14 protein-coding genes are annotated in these 25,787 nt (G+C 40.2%); all 14 read right to left on the bottom strand.

Annotated elements, in window-relative coordinates:
* Positions 1-9 precede the first annotated feature (9 nt).
* Positions 10-1,788: an arylsulfatase gene (locus tag AC6H3C_RS22895; RefSeq protein WP_497517898.1), complete on the bottom strand. Its 1,779-nt coding sequence runs from the start codon at positions 1,786-1,788 to the stop codon at positions 10-12.
* A 7-nt stretch (positions 1,789-1,795) separates the two neighbouring features.
* The gene (locus AC6H3C_RS22890) at positions 1,796-2,812 is read right to left on the bottom strand and encodes a uroporphyrinogen decarboxylase family protein (RefSeq protein ID WP_497517897.1); all 1,017 of its coding nucleotides are present in this window, start codon (positions 2,810-2,812) and stop codon (positions 1,796-1,798) included.
* Between the two features lie 89 nt (positions 2,813-2,901).
* Positions 2,902-4,356, bottom strand: coding sequence for a sulfatase family protein (locus tag AC6H3C_RS22885; RefSeq protein WP_497517896.1), 1,455 nt, complete (start codon positions 4,354-4,356; stop codon positions 2,902-2,904).
* A gap of 34 nt (positions 4,357-4,390) precedes the next feature.
* Complete coding sequence (locus AC6H3C_RS22880; RefSeq protein ID WP_497517895.1) at positions 4,391-5,935, bottom strand: sulfatase family protein; 1,545 nt, start codon at positions 5,933-5,935, stop codon at positions 4,391-4,393.
* A gap of 105 nt (positions 5,936-6,040) precedes the next feature.
* A complete protein-coding gene (locus AC6H3C_RS22875) occupies positions 6,041-7,000 on the bottom strand; it encodes an alpha/beta hydrolase fold domain-containing protein (protein WP_497517894.1) in 960 nt (319 codons plus the stop codon).
* Positions 7,001-7,004: 4 nt separating this feature from the next.
* Positions 7,005-9,743, bottom strand: coding sequence for a glycoside hydrolase family 2 protein (locus AC6H3C_RS22870; protein WP_497517893.1), 2,739 nt, complete (start codon positions 9,741-9,743; stop codon positions 7,005-7,007).
* A gap of 16 nt (positions 9,744-9,759) precedes the next feature.
* Positions 9,760-11,523, bottom strand: a complete 1,764-nt coding sequence (locus AC6H3C_RS22865; protein WP_497517892.1) for a hypothetical protein — start codon at positions 11,521-11,523, stop codon at positions 9,760-9,762.
* Between the two features lie 68 nt (positions 11,524-11,591).
* Positions 11,592-13,217, bottom strand: coding sequence for a sulfatase-like hydrolase/transferase (locus tag AC6H3C_RS22860; protein WP_497517891.1), 1,626 nt, complete (start codon positions 13,215-13,217; stop codon positions 11,592-11,594).
* A 240-nt stretch (positions 13,218-13,457) separates the two neighbouring features.
* Complete coding sequence (locus tag AC6H3C_RS22855; protein ID WP_497517889.1) at positions 13,458-14,978, bottom strand: sulfatase family protein; 1,521 nt, start codon at positions 14,976-14,978, stop codon at positions 13,458-13,460.
* A gap of 80 nt (positions 14,979-15,058) precedes the next feature.
* Positions 15,059-16,612 carry a sulfatase-like hydrolase/transferase gene (locus tag AC6H3C_RS22850; RefSeq protein ID WP_497517888.1) on the bottom strand — a complete coding sequence of 518 codons (1,554 nt, stop codon included), beginning with the start codon at positions 16,610-16,612 and terminating at the stop codon, positions 15,059-15,061.
* 109 nt (positions 16,613-16,721) lie between these two features.
* Positions 16,722-18,791, bottom strand: coding sequence for a sulfatase-like hydrolase/transferase (locus tag AC6H3C_RS22845; protein ID WP_497517887.1), 2,070 nt, complete (start codon positions 18,789-18,791; stop codon positions 16,722-16,724).
* A gap of 42 nt (positions 18,792-18,833) precedes the next feature.
* A complete protein-coding gene (locus AC6H3C_RS22840; protein ID WP_497517886.1) occupies positions 18,834-20,132 on the bottom strand; it encodes a cellulase-like family protein in 1,299 nt (432 codons plus the stop codon).
* 177 nt (positions 20,133-20,309) lie between these two features.
* Positions 20,310-22,085: a RagB/SusD family nutrient uptake outer membrane protein gene (locus AC6H3C_RS22835; RefSeq protein WP_497517885.1), complete on the bottom strand. Its 1,776-nt coding sequence runs from the start codon at positions 22,083-22,085 to the stop codon at positions 20,310-20,312.
* A gap of 37 nt (positions 22,086-22,122) precedes the next feature.
* Positions 22,123-25,716 carry a TonB-dependent receptor gene (locus AC6H3C_RS22830; protein ID WP_497517884.1) on the bottom strand — a complete coding sequence of 1,198 codons (3,594 nt, stop codon included), beginning with the start codon at positions 25,714-25,716 and terminating at the stop codon, positions 22,123-22,125.
* Positions 25,717-25,787: the final 71 nt, after the last annotated feature.

Here is a 25,787-nt window from a genome sequence, read left to right as displayed (position 1 = left end):
CATTTTGCTTTATTGCTGACTTATAATTATTGTCTTGACTTGAATGTCTTCTTTTGATTTAGCGTTTTCAGCATACATTGTTAATCTGTGTTTGCCCTTCCTAAGTTGAAATTTCCCAATAGGTAGTTTTGCCCAAGTTTGCGGATATGCTGCCGGCGCCCTATCTACCCGGTCATGATTAGGTAGCATTGTGGTTTTAAAATAAGGGATCTTCGTATCTATTTTTGATCCATTGCATAATGCAAAAAACCTGCTTTTGGAATCTTTATCGCTGTTTGTATATTCAATTGATACATGATAACTTTCACTTTTCACTACATTTATTTCAACCACAATAGAATCATTTTTACTTTGAAAGTAGTTGACCCAATTTGCGTTAGGCGCACCAATAAATTTTAGTTGCCCAAATAGCAATGCTTCAGGAGCAGCAATCCGGACGGAAGGTGATTCTTTATATCCTACCGGCACAATTGTGTGTGTTAATACCCCCTCAGATGCCACTTTAAACCAATCTTTATATTTCTCATATAATGCCACATCATTTGAGTTGTTTTTGTCGTATATATTGTGCTTCTCTTCAGGGTCTTTTAATAAGTCGAATAGCAGTATGCTATCTTTCTCAACTTCAAGGCGTAGGCTATTTGTTCTCACTGCACCTAATGCCGGGTTCAATTTTCCCGTGAGGCGGTGTGTGTAAATGTTGCGTTCCGGCAATTCCTGTTCTTTTCCAAGAATCAGCTTATCAAGAGAAATACCATCAATTGGAAAATGCGTTTTGAAATTCTCGAATCCACACAAATTCATCAATGTTGGCAGAATGTCAATAACCGCAGTTGGGGTATCTATAATACGATGCTTAATTCTCCCCTGCCAATTTACAAAACATGGAACCCTAACTCCCCCTTCATGAACAGTCCCTTTTTCACCGCGCATTCCTCCGTTGTACCGAGGTGATAGATTTTTAAATGTCGGACCGTTATCCGACATAAAAAGCACAATGGTGTTGTTTCTCAACTTTAATTCGTCAAGCTTGTTGAAGATCCTTGCAATATTATCATCTACGTTTTCAACCATCCCGTAAACCGTTGCCACCACGGCTCTTTCAAGATCATCTTTTATTGGTAAATTATTGTAATATTTATCAAAGTATTTGTCTGGCACCTGATAGGGTGAGTGCGGGGCATTAAATGGAAGGTAACAAAAGAAAGGTTGTCCCTTATTTTCATCAATAAAATTCAATGCTGCATCTGTAAAAATATTACTGATATAGCCCTTCTTTTCTACCATGGTTTCATTGTGCTGAAGGATAGGATCGAAATAGTTAGCCCAATGCCCGGAGCAGAATCCTAAAAACTCATCAAACCCCTGTCCATTGGGAGTATAAGGATAATAGGCTCCGTTGTGCCACTTGCCAAAGCACCCGGTAGCATAACCAGCCTTTTTAAACAGTTCGGCAATGGTAGTTTCTTCTGGTCGCATATTTTCCAACCCATTCTGTACAAAAGATACGCCTGTGCGCAAATGGTCTCTCCCGGTTAGTAAAGATGCACGTGATGGGGCACATAATGGAGAGATATAGAAATAATTGAGCACGGCCGACTCGCTATATAACCGATCTAATGTTGGCGTATGAATGAGATTATTGCCATGTATCCCTGCATCACCCCAGCCCTGGTCATCAGTTAAAATTAATAACACATTGGGTCTCTCCTGTGCATAAGAGACAGAAAATGTAAGAGTTGCTATGGCTAGCGAGTATATCTTTTTCATATGCGTGTTTGTATCCATGTGGTAATTATTTATTTTCTTGTCTCCTTATCTCCTTAACGGCTTCAATCATTGCAATAAAACTATCGACTGGAATGTATTCGGGTATTGAATTACCCGATCCCAACCCATAACCATTTGTTAATTTTCTATAAAGAGTCCCTTGTTCCAGAACAGTTTTAAAAACAGTCTCAGGTTTTTCCAGAACCAGCAAATTAAGATCAAATCCGCCAAAAAGTCCTATTCGTTTGGAATACTTATCAATCCATTCTGTAAAGGGGGCAATCTGGTCTTCATTTGAATGTTTGGCATCGATACCCAAATTGATAATATCATCCATGAGAGGGAAAATATTACCACAGGAATGGAGTAAGAATTTTTTATCGGAACTATGTGCCAAATCAATAATCCTTTTATACTGAGGGAAAATATGCTGACGTATAATATCCGGTTCCAGCAAGGTCGAGGTTTTATGTCCGAGATCGTCGCCCATCCTGAAAAAAACAAATATATTGGAATATTTTTCGATCACTCCCTGCCATAAGGATTCCCAAAGGTCACCTATCTTTATAAAAATGTCAGCAAACAGATCCGGATCCATACACTGCATCAGACATAGATTTTCGTACCCGACCAAATCCTGACTCGCTTCAAAGATACCATATCCGCAACCACCATAAGCTTTCATTCCAGGCGGCAAGGTTTTTCGAATTGCCTCAAAATGTGGAGTGTATGTTTTCCAGAATATTTTTGGAACATCTTCCCAGGGGTAATTCTCAAAATCCTCCCTGGTTTGGACCGGACCAGCCATTCCTCCCAAAATTGCTCCGTGCCCCGGCAGAATATCACAGATTGCCGCCTCAAAATCGAAAGCATCATACGTCATATCTTTCCAGAAACCTATGACTTTCCGATAGTATTCTTCCAATTCATTGGGTTTTAACCCCTGCGATGAGATATTCTCACCAAACACCTTTGAGATAAAAGGTGCATCGATATGATGCTCATAAAGAGGCAAATATTCAGGGCGCTGATTATGCAACACCTTCAAAATATTGGTGTAGTCGGGTTGAAATCTATCGTTCATACTTTATGGGTTTTTAATTTATTGTTTCTATTTTGGATATTTAGTTTTTAAAAATTCGTTATTATGTCTTTAGGATCAACTGTATCCGGGCACAGCTTGGCTGATATGTATTTTTTTATCTGTGCGTCACATTCTTTGCGCAGTTTAAAAAGCACATCCTTGTATTTTGGGTCTTGAGCTAAGTTAATTTGCTCCATCGGGTCGCTTTTTAAATTATACAACTCCTCCGGAGCTTTAATTAAACGATACCTGAAATATTTCCACTGATCTGTCCTAATGCCCTCGCTCGAAGGTATCTGAGGAAGATTCCATAGATGTTCAAACAGAATTTCTTTCCTGACCTTTTTAGGTTTTTGATGGTTAATGTAAGGCACTAAATTTAACCCCTGATAAGGTTTAGGAGCTTTAACCCCGGCAAGACCGAGAATGGTTTTTGGAACATCAATATTGAGCACCATATCGGCTACATCCTGATGTTTCTTAACCCTGGGGTCGTAAATCATCATGGGAACATTTAGCGAAAGATCATACATTAACCATTTATCCGCAAGTTGACGTTCGCTCAGAAAGTAACCGTTATCACCCATGAAAATGATTACAGTATTATCAGCAATTCCTTTTTCTTCCAGCATTTCCCTGAGTTCCCCAATCTCATCGTCAATCTCACTGATCATCCGGTAATACCCTTTAATACTTCGCTGATATTTTTCAGGGGTATCGAAACGCCAGTACCAGCGGGTACGGTTAAATCCTTCCTTCACCTCTTTGGGCAAAGCATTTAAGTATTTATCTTCGCCTGTTACAGGGAGAGGAATGGTCATATCGGCATAACGGCTATTTGACTTCTCCTGCCAGAAATATTGCCCGGGGGCATTATCATGTGCGTGTGGTGCACTAAAGCTGAGTGATAAACAGAATGGCTTGTTGGCAGGAGCGTGCCGTATAAACTCTTGCGCCTCATGACCTGTAAAACGCGTAAGATGGACAGTATCTTGTCCAATGGTTTTGTAAAAATAACCTCTACGGTCGTTATATTTTCCATTACGGTCATATATATCAGCTTTATCAAATAAACTTTCCGCATCCTTGTAATCAACTCCCAACTTTCCAAAAAAGCCAGTGTAGTAACCATTTTGTTTGAGTATTACAGGATATGCGATATCCATATAAGGCTTTTTTAATGGACCTTGTTGAAATGTATAACCATGAGTACGTTCGTATAACCCGGTAAGGATTGAAGCCCGGCTCGCTGCGCATATTGGCGTAGTTACAAAGGCATTTTTAAAATACACACCTTCCCTCGCAAGGCGGTCCATCTGGGGGGTCTGAATGATTTTATTCCCGGCATAACCAAGTGCATCAGCACGGTGGTCATCCGTGAGAATAAAGATAATGTTTGGTTTTTTCTCAGCCACTCGAGCAAATGCACTGTAAGGGGAAAACATAGACGTACCGGCAACTAACATGCCTGATAGAAATATTGTGTTTTTCATCTTATCCATCGCATGAAAATTTTAAGTGTAATATTTTTCTTTACTAAAAAAATTTATTCATTATTTTCTTCATCGTTGGGTTATCCTCGTCCTCATTATCCTCCGCCTCGTCTTTCTTTTTAAGCAGTTCGGTTTTCATCTGGTTGACAACTGTCTTGTACTTCGGATTGCGATATACATTCTTCATTTCGAGAGGATCTTTTTTAAGATCGTATAGTTCCCACTCAGGAACGAGAGTTGAGCCAAACGAGCCTGTTTTTCCAAGAGGATCGTCATAGTAAAAAATTAGTTTATAATCCTTTGTGCGAATGCCCAAATGAGCAGGAGTATGGTGGAAAATTTCCATGTTCATCCAGTAACGATAATACATAGAGGTACGCCAATCGGTAGGAGTTTTTCCCTGAAGGTTGGCCCGAAAACTCCGGCCTTGCATAAATGTTGGAATTGGTAGGCCGGCATAATCTAAGAATGAGGGGGCAAAATCGATATTGAGTGTCATATCATTGTTTGTGGTTGGAGGTTTAATTTCTTTTGGGTACCGCATCACAAAGGGCATTTTAAGGCTTTCCTCCTGCATTAAACGCTTATCGAACCATCCGTGTTCTCCCAAAAAGAATCCCTGATCGGAGGTATAAATCACAATGGTGTTTTCTGTCAGTCCATGTGTGTCTAAATAATCGAGTATTCGTCCAACATTTTCATCAACTCCCGCCATGCAACGAAGGTAGTCCTTCATGTATAATTGATATGCCCACTTACGGTGCTCGTCGCGCGAAAGATTAACCGGAAACTTTTGTTTCAGATCAACGGAGTCCATATCTTCCAATTTCATTTTTAGCAAGTGAGTGTATTTTCCGCGAGACTCATACTTGTCATATAAATTTGTGGGCTCAGGTATTCTTACATCTTTAAACATATCTTGATACTTTTTATCGGGTTGCCAAGGGCGATGTGGAGCTTTAAAGTGACACATCAGAAAGAAAGGTTTACTTTTATTCCTGACATCTAACCATTTTAAGGTTTCATCGCCTATAACACTCGTAATATGCCGGCCTTTAAAAACTGTTCCTTTTGATTTCTCAAAGGTATTGCCATCAAGTTGTCCTTTGATATTGAAAAGAGGGTCAAAATACCGACCCTGTCCCTTCATGGCAAAATAGTAATCAAAACCCTGAGGCTCAGTTACCAAATGCCATTTCCCGATCATTGCGGTAGTATATCCAGAGCGTTGAAGAATTTTTGCAACTGTTTCATGAGTAGTGTCCAACTTATCATCCAAGGTATAAACCCCGTTTTTGTGGCTATACTGTCCGGTAAGGATTGACGCTCTGCTAGGAACACAAATAGAGTTAGTAACAAAGCAATTGTTAAGCAGTACTCCCTCATTTGCAATCCTGTCGATATTAGGTGTTTGAAAAACGCTACTCAAGCGGCTTTTGTAACAACTGATTGCATTTGAAGCTGCATCATCCGACATAATAAACAAAATATTTGGACGATTATCGTAGTGTTGATCCTGGCCATAAGCCGTAACTGCAAACGTGGCTGCACTTATGAAAGCCGAAAATGGGAGATTTAATATTTTCATTTCATTTAAATGTATATACCATTACCTTCAAATTATCTCAGATACGATTATTTTAACCTTTTTTTCTTCTTTTTTTTTACGGGAAAACCATTTGAATTCCAATCTCTATTTAGAATTATCATCAAGCAAAATTTTCTCAATGAAAGTTTCAGTATTGGGATAAGATTCAGGACTTATTGTTCCCGGAATATCTAAACTTAGTTTATAACCTATTTTATCTGCTTTTTCTTTTAGTTTTATGCCAAACATTGGATGATGAATTGCTACCGCTGGAGTAGAAGGAGGTAAAGACATATTTCCCGGATAAATTAGATAGAGTGGCGGGTCTTCCGGATCCATATAATTTATGGGTGAAAAATCATCAATCAGCGATTTGTATTTATTGTAATTATTCATCATATCAACATAGCTTACCGCTCCAACCGCTTTGAAAATCATAGGGTAAGCAGCTGCCTTCTCACCAATCCAAGTATTAAGCATAACAGGGTTTATAGAGGTTTGAGGGAATTGTCCCACAGCGCCTTGAACCCGACTGGATTCCCGTTGTACCGGATCCGAGGAGGACGGATCAGCCAAATCATCATGAAACAGAATCCACAGTGCCGAGCACCCGCCTGCACTGCCCCCTTGCAATACAACGCGGGACGGATTTATATTGAAGTCCTTCGCCTTATACCTTAGAAACTGGACGGCCCTGGCAGCATCTAAGACCGGGGCGGGCAAAATAGCCTCAGAACTATAGCGATAATCAACAGATGCCACCGACACCCCTTTCTTTAGCCACTTTAAAATTGGAACCCGTTGATGAATCATATCCTTACTACCCCCTTCCCAACCTCCACCATGTATATAAATCAATAATGGTCTGGGCGAATTCCCATCGGCTATCCATAAATCGAGCACATTGTGCTTGTGTCCACCGTAGGAAATATTGCTGTATGTTGGAGGGAGATACCCAAGAGAGTCACTTTTCCCTCCTTTTGTATTTTGTGCTGCATTGACATAAACCCGCGGGGAAAAAACAAAAACTATTATGGTTAATGCTAAAAATAAATAATTTTTCATAATGTTACGGGAAAATTGTTGTTTTCATTTCAATTGGCTTTAACAATTCTGATTCCACGGTAAAAGTTTTAGCTTCTCCGCTATTCCACCACCTGTATGAAAAATCTCCCCAAAGTTCGCCTTTGGGTACCGTAAGTTCAATCTTTCGCACCTCCCCCTTCTCCATGAAAAAGGCGTTGTCAGAAAAGTTAATAGTCGGGTCGTTCCCGGTGATAAGCACATAAGGTGTAAACTCGTTCGCCCTGAAAGTGAGTGTCACTTTTGATGCGCTATTACGTTCGACCGACAAGGTGAGGTCACACGGCTTTGTTTTTAACTCTTTAAAGTAACACGGGATGTAGTGATAAACAGGTATTTCCCTGTTATTCTCCACCCACATTTTGAAATAGTACCCTCCATTTCTAAAATCAACTTGTTTTACATCGATATCGATAACTTTGGCAGATTTGTTTTCCTCAAAATCAACCTCATTAGACCACTCCCTGACCAGGTTACCATCACACATTAAAAGCTGGCACCTGATCCGCTGATTGCGCTTCGCGGTGAGGTCGTTGATATACCAAACTGCAAGTTTGTTATCCACATTATCCATCGTCAGTACAGTAGGGGAGTATGCTCGTTTTACCGTATAGAACCCGGCTTTTTTAAACTCTTCGTGTTCAAAAATGCTAAAGCAAACCGAAGGCCACACTTCTGCCCACTTCCACATCATGACCCCGCCGCACTGGTCCATATTTTTCCTGAAGTTTTGTGCCATTCTCGACAGGCCGTGCGCCTGCAGCACCTGGGAAAGGTAAACCAGTTCAGCCAGGTTCCGGGGAGTGCCGAAATAGGCATTGATGTTTTGTAATACCGGTTTATATAGCTGGTAACGGGCTGTGGGCAGATCCCCCCAATGCATATAGTAGTAGTCACTATTTACAGGCCACTCGGATTCCTGCGGCATAAATTTGCGGAGGGTCGAAAGCTGAGGGTAAGCGCTAACCCCGCCTTCGCTGATAAACCTTGCTTCGTCGCCCCGGATATGTTGATAGTCGTTTTGCGGGTAAAGCGATCCCCAGTTCCTCTTATCCCCGCCCCATGGGCTTCGGGGGTACCCGCCACCCGATGGGCTTGACGGATGCCAGAAATGGCCGGGATCGTATTTTGCGAGTACCTGTTTTTGTACCACATGGGTGATTTTGTTGGAGAACTGACCAAATCCACGGTCATAATTCACCATATCCGATTCGTTATCGCCACACCACGCGGCAAGACACGCCCTGTTTCTCAGGTGTTTAACCACATTAATTGTTTCTGTTTCCACTTCTTTCAGAAAGAAATCATCGTTTGGAAACTGACCGGAAGCATAAAAAAAGTCTTGCCAGACTAAAATACCCTTTTCATCGCAGGCATCATAAAATTCGGGATTTTCAACATTTGCACCACCCCACACACGGAGCATATTTGATCCTGTTTGTACTACCGCATCTATAGACCGGTAATATTTTTCTTTGCCCACTGTTACAGGAAAAATATCTAATGGCTGAAAGTCGAATCCTTTGATAAAAACGTAACGGCCGTTCACGTGAAATTTAAAAGGGGTTACCTCAACTTCTTCGGGTTTATCAAGAGGGATTTTGTTCCAGGCACCCACGGAAATCCCATCCATCGGTACAGGGCCATCTTTTTCTACATTTCCTATCCGGTAATTGACCATTCTTTTCTCAACCGGGGTATTTACCACTTTTATTTCGCGAATAGCTACTTTTTCAGAATATGAATCAGTGATTTTTCCTCCTTTTTTGATATTCACCACCAAGGTGTACAAAGGCTGTTTCCCCAAGTTTGACGGCCACCAGAGTTCAGGGTCGGGGATATTGACCGAAAACGCTGTTTTATTAAGTTGCTTAGACCCGGTCAGTTTCACTTTTTGTGAAGCCCTGTATTTTTTTTCATCTTTTGAAAGGATAACTTCAATTTCACCCGTCATTTTGACATTTCCTATTACGTCCACTGCAATATTAGCTGTTGCTGAAGTGTAATTATTTTTGAGACTGGTTCTAAACCAAACATTATCAATTCTACCAACCTCACAAACTCTTAACTTTACCGGTCGATAAATACCCGTGGTGATAATCCTGGGTGTGTTGTCCCAACCGTAGCTCATTTGAGCTTTTCTGGTAATAAGCCGCTCCTTCACCCCAAAAGCGCCGTTTATATTTTTAAGTACTTCTGTTGCATTGGGATAGTACTTGTAAATTTCCTTCGTGGGAGATGCAAGACGAATAGTTAAAAGGTTTTCCTTTTCTTTCAGCATATCGGTAACATCATAAGAGTACCTCATAAACATATTATGAGTTTTAGCTATTTGTATGCCATTTAGCCATATTGTGGCAAAGCAATCAAGCCCATCAAAGTCGAGAAATGTTCTCGAACCCTTCGTAGTCGCAGGAGCATTGAAGCTTGTTTTGTAAATGAAATCTTCATTTTCTACCCATAAAGACCGGTAAAAATTTTGACCATAAATCAGATTTGGTAACTCTCCGTCACGCTGCAAGTCGAGATGCACATCACCTGGCACAACGGCAGTTTTCCATATACCCGAATTACTTTTACTAAGTGCCTCCTCATCGGTTTGGCAATAGGGGAAATGTGTATATTCCCAATTTGCACTTAATTCAATTGTATTGCTGGTTTGCTGTCCCCTTGAAAGTCCGGCGAAGGATATTAACATTATTAACAACAATTTTAATCTTCTCATTTTTAATATTTTAATATTATTTTCCCATAACTATCACAGTACTTTCAGGAGCAGTCAATTCAACCGAAATTTTATAAAAATCTGCATCTTCCTCTATTGTGCCCTTAAATGCCTTCAGGGTCAGGGAACTTTTCCACAATAACTTGTATTTATCCCAATTTTCAGCAATCACCCTGCGCCCTATACTCAGATCACTGGTCAAACTGCCCAAATCTCTCGGAATGTATTCTGGCTTATTGGTAAGGATAGGATTGAGTATTCCTTTTCCCTCAATGTCTTTACGAATATTATAATAGATACTGTTGGAATTATTCAGCGTTGCTGACTTTAGGCTGTTGATTTGAAATGGAACATTTTTCTTAGGTAATTTCAAAGTCACTACATATTTATTATGACTGTTTCTATTGGCATTAAATGCATTGACAAGTAGATAAGTCTTATTATTAAATACACTCAAGAGAGCCGTGTGGGTTGTTTGGTCATCAACATTTGTGCTTTCAGGTATGATTTTATATGCCTCTCCTCCTGCCATATAATCCAATACACTATAGCCCCATAATTGACTATTGGGGATCATTAATGTTTGCTGCCCTGCAATGTCAACTGATTCGAGCATATTCCAGTGAAACAAGCGGTCTAATCCATTGGAATAAAGATTGATCATCATTTGCAAATTCATGGCATTTCCAAATGCATCAGGATTATTGGTTCTCGGGTTAGCATTCCAATCGCCAATTGCACCGTATTCATGTATCTCACGGATAAAATTTTTATTCCCGGGAATACTGTCTTTAATGAAATCCCACACTTCATCGATACCACTCACGATGGTGTTTAAATCATTTTTCTCGCAATAATAACGCGATGCGGCGATAAAAGGTAACGCGACATTGGGTTTCCCCGATTTTCTGTTAATACCCGAAGAAGAATGTTCAATTACGCGGAAAGCATTCACATTGTGTCGTGTTTTAATATTTTCAATGGATGCAGACGAGATATTATACAAACTTAAACGGGCACCGGGTAAAACATCGGCAATGGCAGCGGTGGCATAATCAAAATGGGTAATAAATTGGTCCTCCGTCCCTGCAAAACGTTCGCATCCATTCATCTCGGTACCAATACGAAACCGGAGCTGATTAGCTTTTTTTTGCCCCAGAAGGTTTTTCAATGTCTCACAAAGCTCTTTCACCGTCCGGTACCATTCTTCCGGATTATCGGCTGGCCCGACCTGGCCAAACCCGCCAATGATCGGGTTCTTTCGCAGGCCCCATGGCACATTATCCAACACTATGGTTAAATCTGTATAGCCCAAATTCAAATAAGGCTTGAGCCTAGCTTCGATGAGTTCGGGGCGAAAACCAAGTGTTCCGTCGCTTTTCCTGTATGCAAAATCATATCGTGATAATTTTCGAATGGAGGCGGTATCACTGGCTAAAAGCCTTGACTTTTTCATTGTTCCATCGGCGTTCACACCATTTCCTTTTTCAAGGTTCAGCTTCAGCCCGGGAAAATTATCAGTACCTCCGAGCAGCCTTACTACCGAGAGGTGGTCAGCAAAAAGGACTTCCTTTTCAAAGGGGCGCTTTTTATAAGGAAAATCAGTATCAAGAAAATAGTCAGGCACTTTATTTAGACTTATCCCATCCTGAAGGAATGGCCCTAAAACCGGCTGATTACGCCAAAACGGATCAAGTCTTCCCAAAGGTGTCGAATGGGATTGTGAGAACAAGGCTGGTACCCATACTATTAGTATTGCAAATAAAATTAGTTTCTTCATATTCTTAGTTTTTAATTATAAATTCGCTTTATGTATGTTTAGGAGTTAGTATTATCATTCTAATATGTTTAATAAGTCAGTTCTGCAACTTGACTAGCTTTATAGCCAGCCCTGACCGCAATCGCATTTATGGTATCACCTTTTTGTAATTTCATTGCCCCGGTATAAAGGAACCAATGTTTTTCGTTATACCCTTTCCCGTTGATTTGGTAAGCAATTGAAGTTCCGGGAGTAGGGCAAAATATTTTTACCTCGTCTCCGTTTTGGATAATAACAGGTTTCTCAGTAACTGGTTGAATACCTCCCGGCAGCATTAAGTCTCGTGCCTCCTTTTCTGTAAGCATCCAAAATCCGTTGTAGTCGTGTACCCATTGGTTATAAGTTGCCTTTAGCCGCTGGATTTCCACCTTATATCTCTCATCATTGATCAGGTTATGAATTTCGTTGGGATCATTGTCAACATCGTAAAATTCCTCGACAGGGCGTGGTGCTTTGAGCCAACTCATTTGAGTTTCATTTAATTTACCTTGATCCCTTAACTCTAATATATTTCGCATCATGGACATTTGCTTGCGGAAAGCCGACTGTAAATATTGCCCTGTAGAATCTGGCATATAATTACGTATGTATTGATAATTTCTATCTCTCACCGTGCCTATTTTATCAATTAGCTCATCACATCTATCTGATGCTCCATAGACGTATTCCCGAGAGGGCGCTCTATACTTGCCTGCAAAGGCTTTTCCGTGCATGTACTCAGGGGGACGGACTCCAGCCAGCGACAGGATGGTGGCTGGTATATCTATGAAACTACACATTTGAGTTTCAACAGTTCCTGCATCTTTCATATGAGGATAACGAATAATCATAGGAACTTGAAGTCCGGAATTATATATAGATCGCTTCTGTCGAGGCAAAGGACCACCATTGTCTGAATAGAAAATAATTATGGTATTATCCAACAGCCTAGCATCCTTAAGTTCATCAATTTTGCTCTGTACCAGCTCATCCATTGTTTCTATATTGCTATACATACGGGCGATGTCTTTTCGGACAATTTCATTATCTGGATAGTATGGGGGAACCACTACTTTTGCAGGATCTATGGTCAAAGGTAACTTTCCTCTTTTCCATATCTGAGACTCATGGGTTACTCCAAAATTATATACTGCATAAAAAGGCTTGTCTTTGGGGGCGTTTTTCCAATCTGCAGTCTCCCCATTTTCATCCCATGCAGTAAGGGGCGCTTCAAATTGATAGTCGGTTTTACCATTATTTGTACAGTAGTAACCTGCTGTACGCAGGTATTCTGTAAAACACTTTACTCCTTCGGGCAACACCACATCATAGGGAGTAATTCCTTTGGGCAAATACTGGACACTTCCCTTATTTCTCATTTGATTTGTACCCATAGCAGAAGGGTACATACCTGTAATTAAAGATGATCTGTTTGGGGCACATACGCCATGAGTTCCATAGAGATTTGTATATCGAACTCCCTCCTTCGCCAATCTGTCAATGTTAGGAGAATGTGCTACAGGATCTCCGTAACAACCAAGATATGGGCTAATATCTTCGCATACCAGGCACACTATATTTAAGGGTTTTTCTTGAGCAATTGCTGAGATTGCTATGGGCATTGATAATGTTGATTGAGCCAATAAAATAATACTTGTTTTTTTTAATATTTTCATTTTTTTAATATTTCATTTTTTATTATAAACTAATTTTTTATGTAGACTTGATTAATTCTACTTTGACAGATTAAAACTGGAACTTGATTTTTCTCCTGATTTTATAAATTTTATGTTTCAATTTTGTACGTTTATTTTATTATCCCGGTAACTGAAAAATAACGGTCTTTCTACTCTGTCCCGTAATCGAATAAAAGCGGTTTTCAACTTATTCCATTAAAAGGCTTTTGTGAGATAATATCAATTCCAGTCAACCGGATATGATTCATGATTTTCTATACTTTTAAGTAATGGGTCTTCGCTGCGTATCATTTCCTTAATTAACAAATTCTTTATTTGCTTCAATTGCTCTTTGTATTCCGGGTTTTCAGCAAGATTGTTAAAACTATAAGGATCTTTACTTAGATCAAACAATTCTTCACGGCGTCGTAAGAGAATGTAATCCATCCTTTTTTTCATTTCAGGATCAGATTGAGCAGCCTTTTGCATGGCAGCAAAAGTAAGACCACTCTGATTTTCAGTTGGCTCACCACTTTCTTGCTGACGTTTCTTTATTCCATCGGACCATGGGTTAAACACATAGCTCCACTCTTTGGTATGTACTGCACGCATTGGAAATACCTGCACTCCCGGATAAATATAGTTGTAAGTGGTGAAGACAGCATCCCTGCCTTTTTGCTTTTTGCCCAACAAAATAGGGAGCATAGAACGGCCATCCTGTTTTTCCGGCTCCGGAATATCCAATGCTTCCAATACAGTAGGCATTAAATCTAATGTTGAGACCATATGATCATCATCGACCAATCCGTGCTTGATTTTACCTGGCCAACGGAACATTAGTGGGGTAACTGAAGAATGGTAGTAACAGTTCTGTTTGGCAGTAGGCATGGAAGCATCATGGTCGCTAAAGAATATGAACAATGTATTATCTGCAATTCCTTCTTCTTCAAGCAACTTCATAATTAATCCCAGTGTATCATCAGCCCGGTGTACCGCGGTATAATATTGAGCGGTTTCTTTGCGAATGTCAGGTAAATCAGGTAGATATGGTAACAAAGGTGCCTCATCTGCTGAACAAAACGGTTCCATAACAGGATAATCTTCTGCATCAGGCTGCACCTTTCGATGTTTTGTTTCCACAAACCACTTTTCCTGTTCGGAACCTGGAAATGGGCGGTGTGGATCTGAAGTATTCACTCCCAGGTAGATAGGTTGTCCTTTTGCTTTGGCATTTTGGATAGCACTCTTTGCTTTCTCGTAAAATCCTGTCGGATTTCGACTGTACCATCCACCTTTACCCAGACCATCATAAAATTCATCCCAGGGAAACGCCTTGTAGTCACGCCCTTTTCCAATGGAGACTGCATAATAACCTTTTTCCATCAGAATTCCTGACAATGACGGGCAGTACCCTTTCTCCACTTCAACAAAACCAAACGACCCATTGCGATGTGGATGCAACCCGGTCATCATGGATTGACGACATGGCATGCATATTGCCGAACTAACATGGGCATTAGTAAAACGAATACCTTGTGAAGCCAAGCGGTCCATATTCGGGGTAAGACCGGGAAGTGGATTGCCATAACAATTCACAGAGGTAATGTCCATGTCGTCAACAGTGAACACGACAATGTTCGGATTCGTTTGCTTCTTTTGTGGCAATGTTGTACGGGCATTCAACTGCGTAAATAACGACATAAGCAAACCAGTACTTAAAGCTATCGACTTTAGTATTGTCTCATTTGTTATTCTTTTCATTTGTTATTCTTTTCATTTGTTATTCTTTTCATTTGTTATTCTTTTCATTTTTTATTCTTTTTATTTGTATCATTCTATAATTATTCTTCACCTCTAACCCGAACCCCATTTGGATTTTTCATCATTGCTTCAGCTGCCGCAATATTCTGATAGGCTATCCGATCACCTAAACCCATGGGCATAAGCTTACTCTTCAGTTCCGCAGGCATATAAGCATATTCTGCCTTGTCCAGCCACATGTCCAGCTCTCTCTGGCAGCTTCGGGCAACCTCGGCATAGGAAGGATCATTGATCAGATTTTTCTGTTGCAACGGGTCTTTCTTATTGTCATAAAGGATGTAGGGTCCATTCACTCCAACCGAGTAGGTGTATTGTGTTGTGCGCACACCACGGAAATACGGACGGAAAATTTTTGCTTTGGAGTTATTTTTTACTATTTCGTAATCCTTATAGTTGGCAATGTGCATGATGAACTGGGAGTTTGGCGTTTGAACCGATTGGCCTTGAATCGCCAACGATAGGTCCTGACCTTGACAGGTTGGCGGAACGGAGATTCCAGCTAAACCACAAAGGGTTGGAAATAAATCAATCGTTCCCAGAAGAAAGTCCGGCTTGGAATTGGCCGGCACCTTCCCCGGCCAACGCAGCAAAAATGGAACCCGAATCGATTCCTCATACGGGTAGCGTTTGCTGTTAAGATTATGAGAATTTAGCATCGTCCCATGGTCCGAGGTGTAGATTACAATGGTATTTGATGTGCATCCCAGTTGATCCAACTTGTCCAGAATTCGACCGATTTCCCGGTCGATGGCGGAAATATGGGCATGATACCCCTGATAAGTGCTCCACTCTTTCGAGTTTACCGTGGCGTTGGCCCGAACTGACAATGCATCCTGATTTGGATAGAGCGACTTGAATTCCTCGGGAGCATCCTTCATATCGGCATGGGGCGGGTTCCAGGATACCATCAAAAAGAAGGGTTTCGTTGACTTTGCATACTTGTCCATTAACCCCAAGGCTTGGTCGGTCATCAATATGGGGGCATAACCAGGATAATTCGTTGAGATACGATTTTGAGTCAACTCGGTAAAACTAGAATTCCAGTGTTCATTGGTATTATCCCATAGGAAATGATCTTGAAACCCAGCACTTTGAGGATCCATGTTCACGTGCCATTTCCCGGTATACCCGGTTTGATAACCCGCGGCGGCAAATGTTTTTGCCATTGTTGGTTGACTTTCAACATCGGGCATCGGTTCGTTAATGTTCTCCAATGTGCGAGTGGCATAACACCATTTGCCAGTCATCAGCATCGTCCGAGAGGGAACACAGACAGGGTTATTACTGATACAGTTAACCAAGCTGACTCCTTCAGTGGCCAATTTCGACATTTCTGGAGTCTTGAGTTCCGGCATATCGGTATGAGCCATGCCCTGCCAACGGTGCTCGTCTGAAATCAGAAAAACGATATTAGGTCTGCCCTCAGGCACTGGCGTTTTTAATGCCGACATAGCCCCCAGCGGCACGAGCAGTAGAGAGGGTGTGATCATCTTAAAAATTCTCATTTGTTTTCTTTTTTGTTCAAAAGGATATCCATTATCTATTTTCTCAAAACTAGTTTTAAAAGGGCTCAAACATATTTTTTAAAATACAACCTGTATTTAACATCCGACCTGATTTTCAGACTTATTATTCAAGTTGATTGGTGTAATTTGATTTTTACTAGCCCGGTTTCCAGGGAATTTATGGAAATAACCGCTCGTGTATCTCATTAATCCGTTTGATATTCCAAGGCAGTTTTTTAGGGTAATCTATTGGATGCCCAAGCTCCTCTGTAATAAAAATTGCTGGTATTTTTAAGCCAACATTTCTCACATAGTTATTTCCATACTTGAGATTTTTCCCTTGCGCCATTTCATGCAATACAGGTAAAGCTGGCAATGCTTTTTTACCCAAACGTTCTAATGCATCAATAGATTCAGCGGCAATCAGGGCATCCTCTCTTTGCAGTAATCCATCAATCAATACTGGTAAAGCTTTGTCTTCCATTCCAATTTTGCAAAGAACTTCTGCCGCAGCAATTCGAACAGGAAATGATTCATCTTCAAGGGCAACTTCCAGTTGTTTTTGTGCCAAACTTGCTTTATCTCCAAGACCTAACAAACCTGCAACAGCCCACCAGCGTATTGCTGCATCAGAATCTTTCATTAATGTTTTTATTTTTGGCAAATCTTGTTCGTTCATCTGCATGGTCATTGCACTTACTTCCAACAATTTATCAATCGGATTAAGCAAAGAATCCAACTCTGTGGAATTCGAAGACCTACACTCTGCACGCCTATACATTTCACTCTCTGGGAGCAATCCAGTATCATGATTTTTTCTCATCCATGCAGTACACTCTTTACGAAGTCGTTCCAGCTCATTTTTAAAAGATGAATTATTTGCCAGATTATGAAGCTGATAGGGATCATTTACTATATCATAAAGTTCTTCAGATGGGCGAGTTGGCGTATAAAATTGACTGACGCGCCCCTCTGGCAACTTACCTTGGTTATATAGATCACGCCAATCACAGTAGAATGTAGGAGCACAAAGTATAGCAAAGTGTTTTGGGGAGAACGGCATAAACGGCATAAAGTTACGGATATAAAGAAAATGTTCATCACGTACAGAACGCATCAGATCAGCCTTTGTATCAACTCGATCACGGACTCCATAAACATAACTCCGGAGAGTTGCAACTTCCTGACCAAGAAACGACTGACCAGTCATCGAACTTGGCTTAGTTTGCCCGATAAGACTTAGGGTTGATGGAGCAAAATCTTCGAAACTAACTAAGCGCTTACTAACTGTTCCCGGCAATTGGGGAGATAAGTTCGACCATTTTTTCGGTACCCTAACGATTAGTGGAACATGCAATCCTTCATCCCATAAAGTACCTTTTCCACCTGTCATACCCATGCCATTGTCGCCAAAAAAGAAGATAATAGTGTTTTCAGCCTGACCTTCCTGCTCCAGCCATTCCAAAATGTCACCGACTTGAGCATCCATTTCTGCAATCGCGTCGTAATATTGTCCAAGAGTCTCGCGTATACCGGGAGCATCAGGCAAAAAAGGAGGAACTTGAAGCTTCGAACGGTCACAAAGCTGCTCGTGTGTCAAACGCTTACAAAGGCGCTGAGCCGCCTTGGTTTCTGTTGGGTAACCATATTGTGATTCATGGGTACGTCCAAGGGTACACATAGCAAAAAAGGGTTGTCCCTTTTGACGTTTACTCAATGCTTTAACCAAGCTTTCGCTTAACTCCTTTCCTGCTGAGAAGTAACTACCTTCGATGTGTGCATCCCACCCTACCGTATCACCGGGTTTTTTGGGCTTGTTATATGGTGATTCAAAATTGAAGTCAGTTTTATTTATAGCACAAAAATAACCGGCATCTTGCATAAACTCAGGCAAAATGCGGATGCTTTCTGGCTTAATCACATTATTACGCATCTGCTGTGCCCCGATCGTTACAGGTGAACACCCCAGAATTAGGGTAGTACGTGCAGGGGCGCAAGTCGACCCGTGGCTGAATGCACAATCAAACCGTACACCTTCGGCTGCCAAACGATCGATATTAGGTGTCAGGGCATTGGGATCACCATAACAGCCCAAATTTGGACAGATATCTTCAGCTATTATACACAGGATATTAGGTTTTTTTTCTTTTGCTGAAGCATTCGTGATACAGAAAACGGTCGAGAATGCAACAAATGAAAGGTGAAGGGTTTTTGAAACAAGTCCCTCCATTGCATTGTTTTTCTTCATTTTTAATGATTTTATAGTTCTTAATCTGTATTATGCTGTTGCTTAATTGCCCCCTCTGATTATTCCTGTCACGCGTTGGTGCCATTCGATATCCGCCCAAAGTCTTGGAAATTGAGGGTGCGTAAAATTGGATGAACAGTTGAATCGATAACCGTGTTTTTTCCCCAGTCTGGCACAAATCACCCCTGTCTCTTTAATGATATCCCAACTCAGTGACGGATGATCAAGCCAGTTGATGATCCCCCATCCTTCTGTGTTACCAACAGGTTTTCCATATTTCATACCCAACGCTGCTGCTTCTGCCATTGATTTGTCCATCCATTCGATCAACTCAGGCTTATACTTTTTCCAGTTTGCGAGCAATGCCCTTTGCACCTGAGGAAAACGCTCTTCAATACCGGCCTGTTTATGGATATTTTCCCAGTATCCTGTGTCAGGATCGCCTAACAGAGGATTCATAACGAACCAAAGATGGACATCAAGTGCAGCAATTTTTGTTGGCGCCATCACCCGCCAGTCGGCGCTTTTATTTAATGTTAGAGAGAAGATAAAATCTAATTCCGGCCACTTTTTCAGAAGACGGGAAATGGCATCGTTGGCAAAAGAGGTGTAAAATTTCTGTGACTCCTCACCGGTGTAGTTTCCAGCCTTTTCCTTCCATTCATACACACCTTCGCCCAGTGTCATTTCTTTGTTCCCTTGTATCTTACTATCCATTTGTGCTCGCAACCATTTGAACCCACTAAAGAGGGGGTATTCGTTCAACAAATCCACATAATAAATATTGTGGAGCAGGTCGTTATCTTTCAGGAAACTAAGGGTTTCGTCCCAAACACGGACAAACTCGTCCACTCCGGCAATTTTCTCTGCTCCTGGTCCAAAGAACCATGTCGAAAGCCCAAGAAGAAAGCCACGGTCGAGACAACGCGGGATAAACTCTTTTAGGGCTTGCCTGGGATTAATCGTGGTAGGGTGCTGATTGCCCCACATTACCGGACGTTTTTTGTTTTGGGAATAATAAAAGGTCTCTACTAGTTTGCCATCCGGTTCAGTTGCCACAAGATTGGGAAACACATCAAGCCTGATGGCATTGTATCCACGGTCAACTAATTCATCCAGAACCTTGTCCCAATCTGCGAACTCGCTTCCGACCACATGACCCGGTTCATGCCGCAATAACCAGGAAAAATCCCACATGGCGATAGCAACCGCTTCTTTGCAGGTACTTACGCCACCTCTCTTCATTGGAGACACTGCCGACAGTATAGGAATATTACCAACTCCAATTCCTACAAGTGTTGTTGTCGTAACTGTTTTTACAAAAGAACGACGATTCATCATTCGCTTATTATTTAGTTATTTATTAATATTAGATGCTGAGATACGTTCAGCATGAATTATAAAAAAATCCATTGCCATAACACTACGCATTATTCTATCTCTGAGAAATTTAAATTCACGCCGTTTTTAATCAAATTCGCACAGGAACGTGCGAATTTGATTAAAAACAAAAAAACATCATTTAACTGTTTCGTAACCAGGGTTATTATCCAATTCTGATATTGACAGGTTGGCATTAATCTCAGTTTGAGAAATCGGCAAATAATAGCCTTTTCTTGTTCTGGCACGTCCAACAACAGCACATTTTTCCTCTAATTTGCCTAAGCGGCACAGATCGAAAAAACGGTGTCCCTCATAGAATAATTCAATGAACCGTTCGTATAATATTGCTTCACGAAACTTTTCTTCATTTGTTGAACCCTCAAACCTGGAAATCCATTCAGTATAATTCCCGGGAAAGATATTCTCACCCTCCATGTTCTGATTCCCATCACGTATATGAACCCTTTTTAAAAGCACCCAAGCCTGGTTCCAGTCACCTTTTTCAAACAAACATTCTGCTTTCATTAACAGCACATCAGCAAAACGCAAAAGTACCCAGTTATTGGAATTGTCATCATGGATAGTTCCTTCAGTATCAATATATTTTGACGTATATAACTTGACAACTTGCCCACCCGTATTTCCTTTGTAAGTAGCAGATCCGGCATCCCAAGAATAGAGCCTATTATTTTGGTTATAACGATAATAGTTATGCACAAATCCATTCTTGTATCTATTATCAGTTATGTCAATAGCAAATTTGCTTACTTTATTGGCAGGATCCCCTTCAACTGCAGGACGATAATCAAAAAAGGCATTTTTATAAATTCTAAAAGGGCCATTATTAGCTAATAAGAATGTCTTAATAAGCCCATGTGTTCCTCCCCATGTACCGCCATACAACCCGGAATAACCAGGGGAATAAAATGGTGCCAACCTTGAACCATAACCCAATTGCCCAAATGCCTGAATCTCGAATAAACTCTCAATCCCGTTTTTCTTTTTGGTATTAAAATTGGTCATAAAATCACCATTTAGCGCATATCCCAATCCTTCAACTTCGTTACATTTTGCAATACACAAATCGTAATATGTGGCCGAATCGAAAACTTTATAAGCTTCCAAACCATCAACCTGTCCAGTGTTGCTATTTACCAAAGGTGCATCAGTACGCCTGTTTGCCGCGTTTGATGTTGAAGCAATTTTTAAATAAACCTTTGCCAACAGTGCTTTTGCTGCTCCCTTTGTGACCCTGCCTCTATCATTTGTATAAGATTTTGAATTAACACTTTTGGTTTCTCCTACATTCCAGCAATTTTCTTCAGCAAATTTCAGGTCGTCAATAATTGCATCATATATTTCTTTTATAGATGTACGTGGAAGATCCATATTATCAGTTCCTTGTGGAAGAGTAGTTTTTAGAGGAGCCGGACCCCAGATTTGCACGATATGAAAATAATTTAAAGCCCTGATAAACTTAGCTTCTCCTATTATGCGGTTCTTTATTTCTTCATCAATTTCAGAAGCTTCCATTCTCCCAATAGTAACATTCGTGGCTCCTATTGTAGTGTAATACCGTTCCCACAGGGTTATGACATATGTATTATTAGATGACAATGAATTGTTGTAAAAAGATATAAATTGGGTACTTCCATCATTAAAATCTGTTAAATTATCAAGATAAACATAAACGCCATTACCTTGAGATATGAAGTTATCTTTCATCGACTGATAACATGCATTTACTGAAATAATTCCTTCTTCACCAGTTTTATAGAAATTTTCAGGCGCTAACGATGACTGAGGTTCTTCCATTATACTATCCTCACACGAAAGGAAGCTTCCAAAGAATATCAGGAAAGCCATAAATTTATATATTGGTTTCATTTTATAAAAATATATTGGTTTCATAATTTCTTTTTAAAGAATTATATAAATAAAAAATAAATTAGAATGTTGCATTTATACCGAATGTAATTGTACGCGACGCAGGATATGTACCAAGATCAAGTCCTCTACGCGAAGGGCTATTATTAAAAGCGGTCACCTCAGGGTCAAATCCATCATATTTGGTTATTACCAGTAAATTTGTAGCTGACGCATATATCCTTAAATTTTTAACTCCAATTGATTTTATCACCCTTGAACCTAAATTGTACCCCAAAGAAATATTGCGTAATTTAATAAAGGTGGCATCTTTCACATATTCATCGCTAGTTCTCCGACGTTCACTTGAGAGTACGTAAAACATTGGTCTGGCGTTGTATGGATCAGAATTCCCAAAACCGTAATCGTAACCTTCGGTTGAGAAAATGGTTCCGTCTTTCATTTCCCATGATGAACCGGGAACTCCTTCGGCGGGAACCCATGAATTTACTGCTGCGTGGTTTGTTGCATTCTGATGCCTAAAGTTTGATTCTATGTTCATATCTTCAATAGAATAAATATCTCCACCAATCTGCCCGTCAATTAAGATGGACAGGTCGAAAGATTTATAACGGAATTCATTCGTTACCCCCCATAGTGCATCAGGATTAGGATCTCCAATAATAGCTATGTCATCTTCATTTAATAAGCCATCAAGGTTTTGATCCTTAAACATCATATCTCCAATGGATGCACCGGGTTGGGCACTGGTATACACCTCTTCCCATGTTTCAAATATTTTAACCTTCTCAAAGCCAGTAAAAGCTCCTAAAACCTCACCTTCCTTGAAAATTATTGGTCTAAAGCCACTTATGCTAAATGATGAATATTGAAATCCATTTCTCCCCATTTCCAGCACTTTATTCTTATTGAATGAAATATTTCCACTGACATTCCATTTTAATCTGCCATTCAGAATTGTGGCCAATAGTTCAGCCTCGACACCTTTGTTCTCAACTGCGCCAACATTATCAATTTTAGTAGCAAATCCGCTTGATGGTGGATTTTCCACTTGCATTAATAAATCGGTCGTTTTTTTGTAATAGGCATCAAGTGTCAGGTTAAATCTATTATTTAAGAAGCCAAAATCAATCCCGGCATTGTACTGGTTTGTATTTTCCCACTTCAAATTAGGGTTTTCAAGGTTATTTTCTATAAAACCAGATGCTATATTGCTATCAAACGTATAATTTTTTGTGACTAATGTTGCTAACGATTGGTATGGGCTTATTGCCTGCCCTCCGGTTTTACCATATGATAACCTCAATTTCAGATTTGAGAAAACATTCAGGTCCTTCACAAAAGACTCTTCAATCATCCTATAGGCTAAAGCTCCGGAAGGAAAATAACCCCATTTATTATTTTTGGCAAAGCGCGATGAACCATCAGCCCGAAAAGATAACGTTAAAAGGTATCTATCCTTGAGACTATAATTCACCCTACCCAAATAAGATTTTAAATAAGAATCGTAAAAATTATTTTGGGGGACAGCGTAATCGAGCCCCGAAGCAAGGTTTTTGTAAGATAATACATCGGTAGGAAAATTTTTTACACTTAAAAAATCCTCTCTAAATTGAAATTTCTCATAGGAGTGAACCAATACAGCATTAACTCTATGATTTATGTTGAATTGTTTATTGTAAGACAACTGATATTGTGTTAGATACTTAAAAAATTGGTTACGAGAAGAGGTTGCATCCCCTTTGGATGCCTCTCCTCTTTGAGTTGACATCGGCCAATACGTATCACGGTTATTTGCATTGTAGGTTAGAGCGCCGGTAGCATTGAATGTTAGATTCTTTAATATCTTATAATCTATGCCGAATGAACCTAACATATTTATTTGTTCCTTATCATCAACTAATTTTGTTGCAATATCAATCGGGCTATCCTGATATTGTGGAGCGTTAAAATCAAAATCCTCAAAAGTCTCTCCTGCACCAAGTGGTTTATTGGTTGGTGCAAAACTGGTCACCTTGGTAATCAAATTCATAATACTATGCCCGTTGTTGGTCATAAGTGCATTTGCATTACCCTTGGTGAAATTCATAATGGAATTGACCTTGATTTTTTCAGTTATCTTTTGATTTATATTCAGATTTGTATTGATACGTTCATAACCAGAACCCATCAAAATACCTTCCTGCTCCAAATAGTTTAAACCAAACGAAAATGTCCCTCTATCTGAACCTCCAGAGTAACCTAAATTGTAATTGTGGGTAATTGCTGTTTGGAATATTTCATCTTGCCAATTCGTATTATTCAAATCAGGACTGTCAGGCAAAGGTCTTTCAACTCCGTCAAATTGCCATTTATAAGCTTTGGCCTCAGTAGTATTTTTGGTGCCCCATGGAGAAACATCAGGTATTACTGAAATCTGGCCATTGTCAAAAAGCATTTGCTGGTAATCCCACCACGATGTTTTTATGTATGATAGATTGGCCGTAGACAAATTTAACCAGTTTGCAAACCCCGGCCCATCCAAAATATCCCTGTGCTTTGATACCTTGGCAATATTAAGCGAATATTTAAAAGTTAGCTTCTGCCTTCCTGATTTCCCCTGTTTAGTTGTAATCAGGACTACCCCGTTTGCCCCCCTCGCCCCATATATGGAAGTAGCAGAAGCATCTTTCAATACCTCTATACTTTCGATGGAGGATGGATCAATAAAATTAATTGAAGTTTCAACGGACCCACCAACGGATTGCCCTTTGGCATCCTGGTTTGGCTCTACTGGAATGCCGTCAACTACATATAATGGCTCGGTTCCTCCCAACATTGAATTAGCCCCCCTGATTTGGATTGAGGCTCCGGAGCCAGGTTGTGCTCCATCAGTCACTTTAACTCCTGCTATGCGGCCAGCAAGTGCATTTTCAACCGAATATGCAGCTTGCTCCTGAAATTTTCCGGCATCTACACTCGATACAGAACCTGTAAGGTCCCGTTTTTTAACAGTTCCATACCCTATTGCAACTACTTCTTCAATACCGATGGTTTCATCTTCAAGCACAGCATCCACCGTACTTTTGCCTGAAACGACGACTTCACTTTTTTTCATTCCTACGAACGAAAAAACGAGTGTTCCCTCAGAAAGAACACCTGCCAATTCATATTTCCCGTTTGCATCGGTTATTGTTCCGATTGTTGTTCCCTTTACTACCACTGTTACACCGGGTAAGGGAACGCCGGAGGAATCGGTGACGCGGCCGGAGATATCTTTGGCCTGTTGAGTCAAAACTTCCGAATGATCCTTTGGCAACACAACGATTACCCTGTTCTTAAGGACATACGAGAGATTTGTCCCGTTTAAAACATGATCCAGAATCTCGAATACAGATTTATTGGAAAAACTCTCATTGACTTGTTTCAAATCAGTGAGATCTTCTGATCTGTAAAATACTGTGTAGTCTGAGACATGTTCAATTTCATTGAACACATCTTTAATGGAAGAATTCCTGAAATCAACAGAAATACGCTGATTTTGGCCCAGGCTTTTTGCTGATAAATGCAAACAAGCCATCAGAATAATGATAGCAGTTAGTTTCATAATGAGAAAACATTTTTTAAAATGTATGGATACACCCTTCCCATACAGATAAATCTGATTTTTTTTCATAAATTTGAATTTTGGTATTGCAAACTTTTAATACTAATCTTAAGAAGGGGAATGGTGGATCATTCCCCTTC

The sequence above is a fragment of the Gaoshiqia sp. US2 genome (assembly GCF_059705485.1).
Note: the sequence above shows the minus strand (reverse complement) of the source record. Positions and strands in the feature narration are given on the sequence as shown.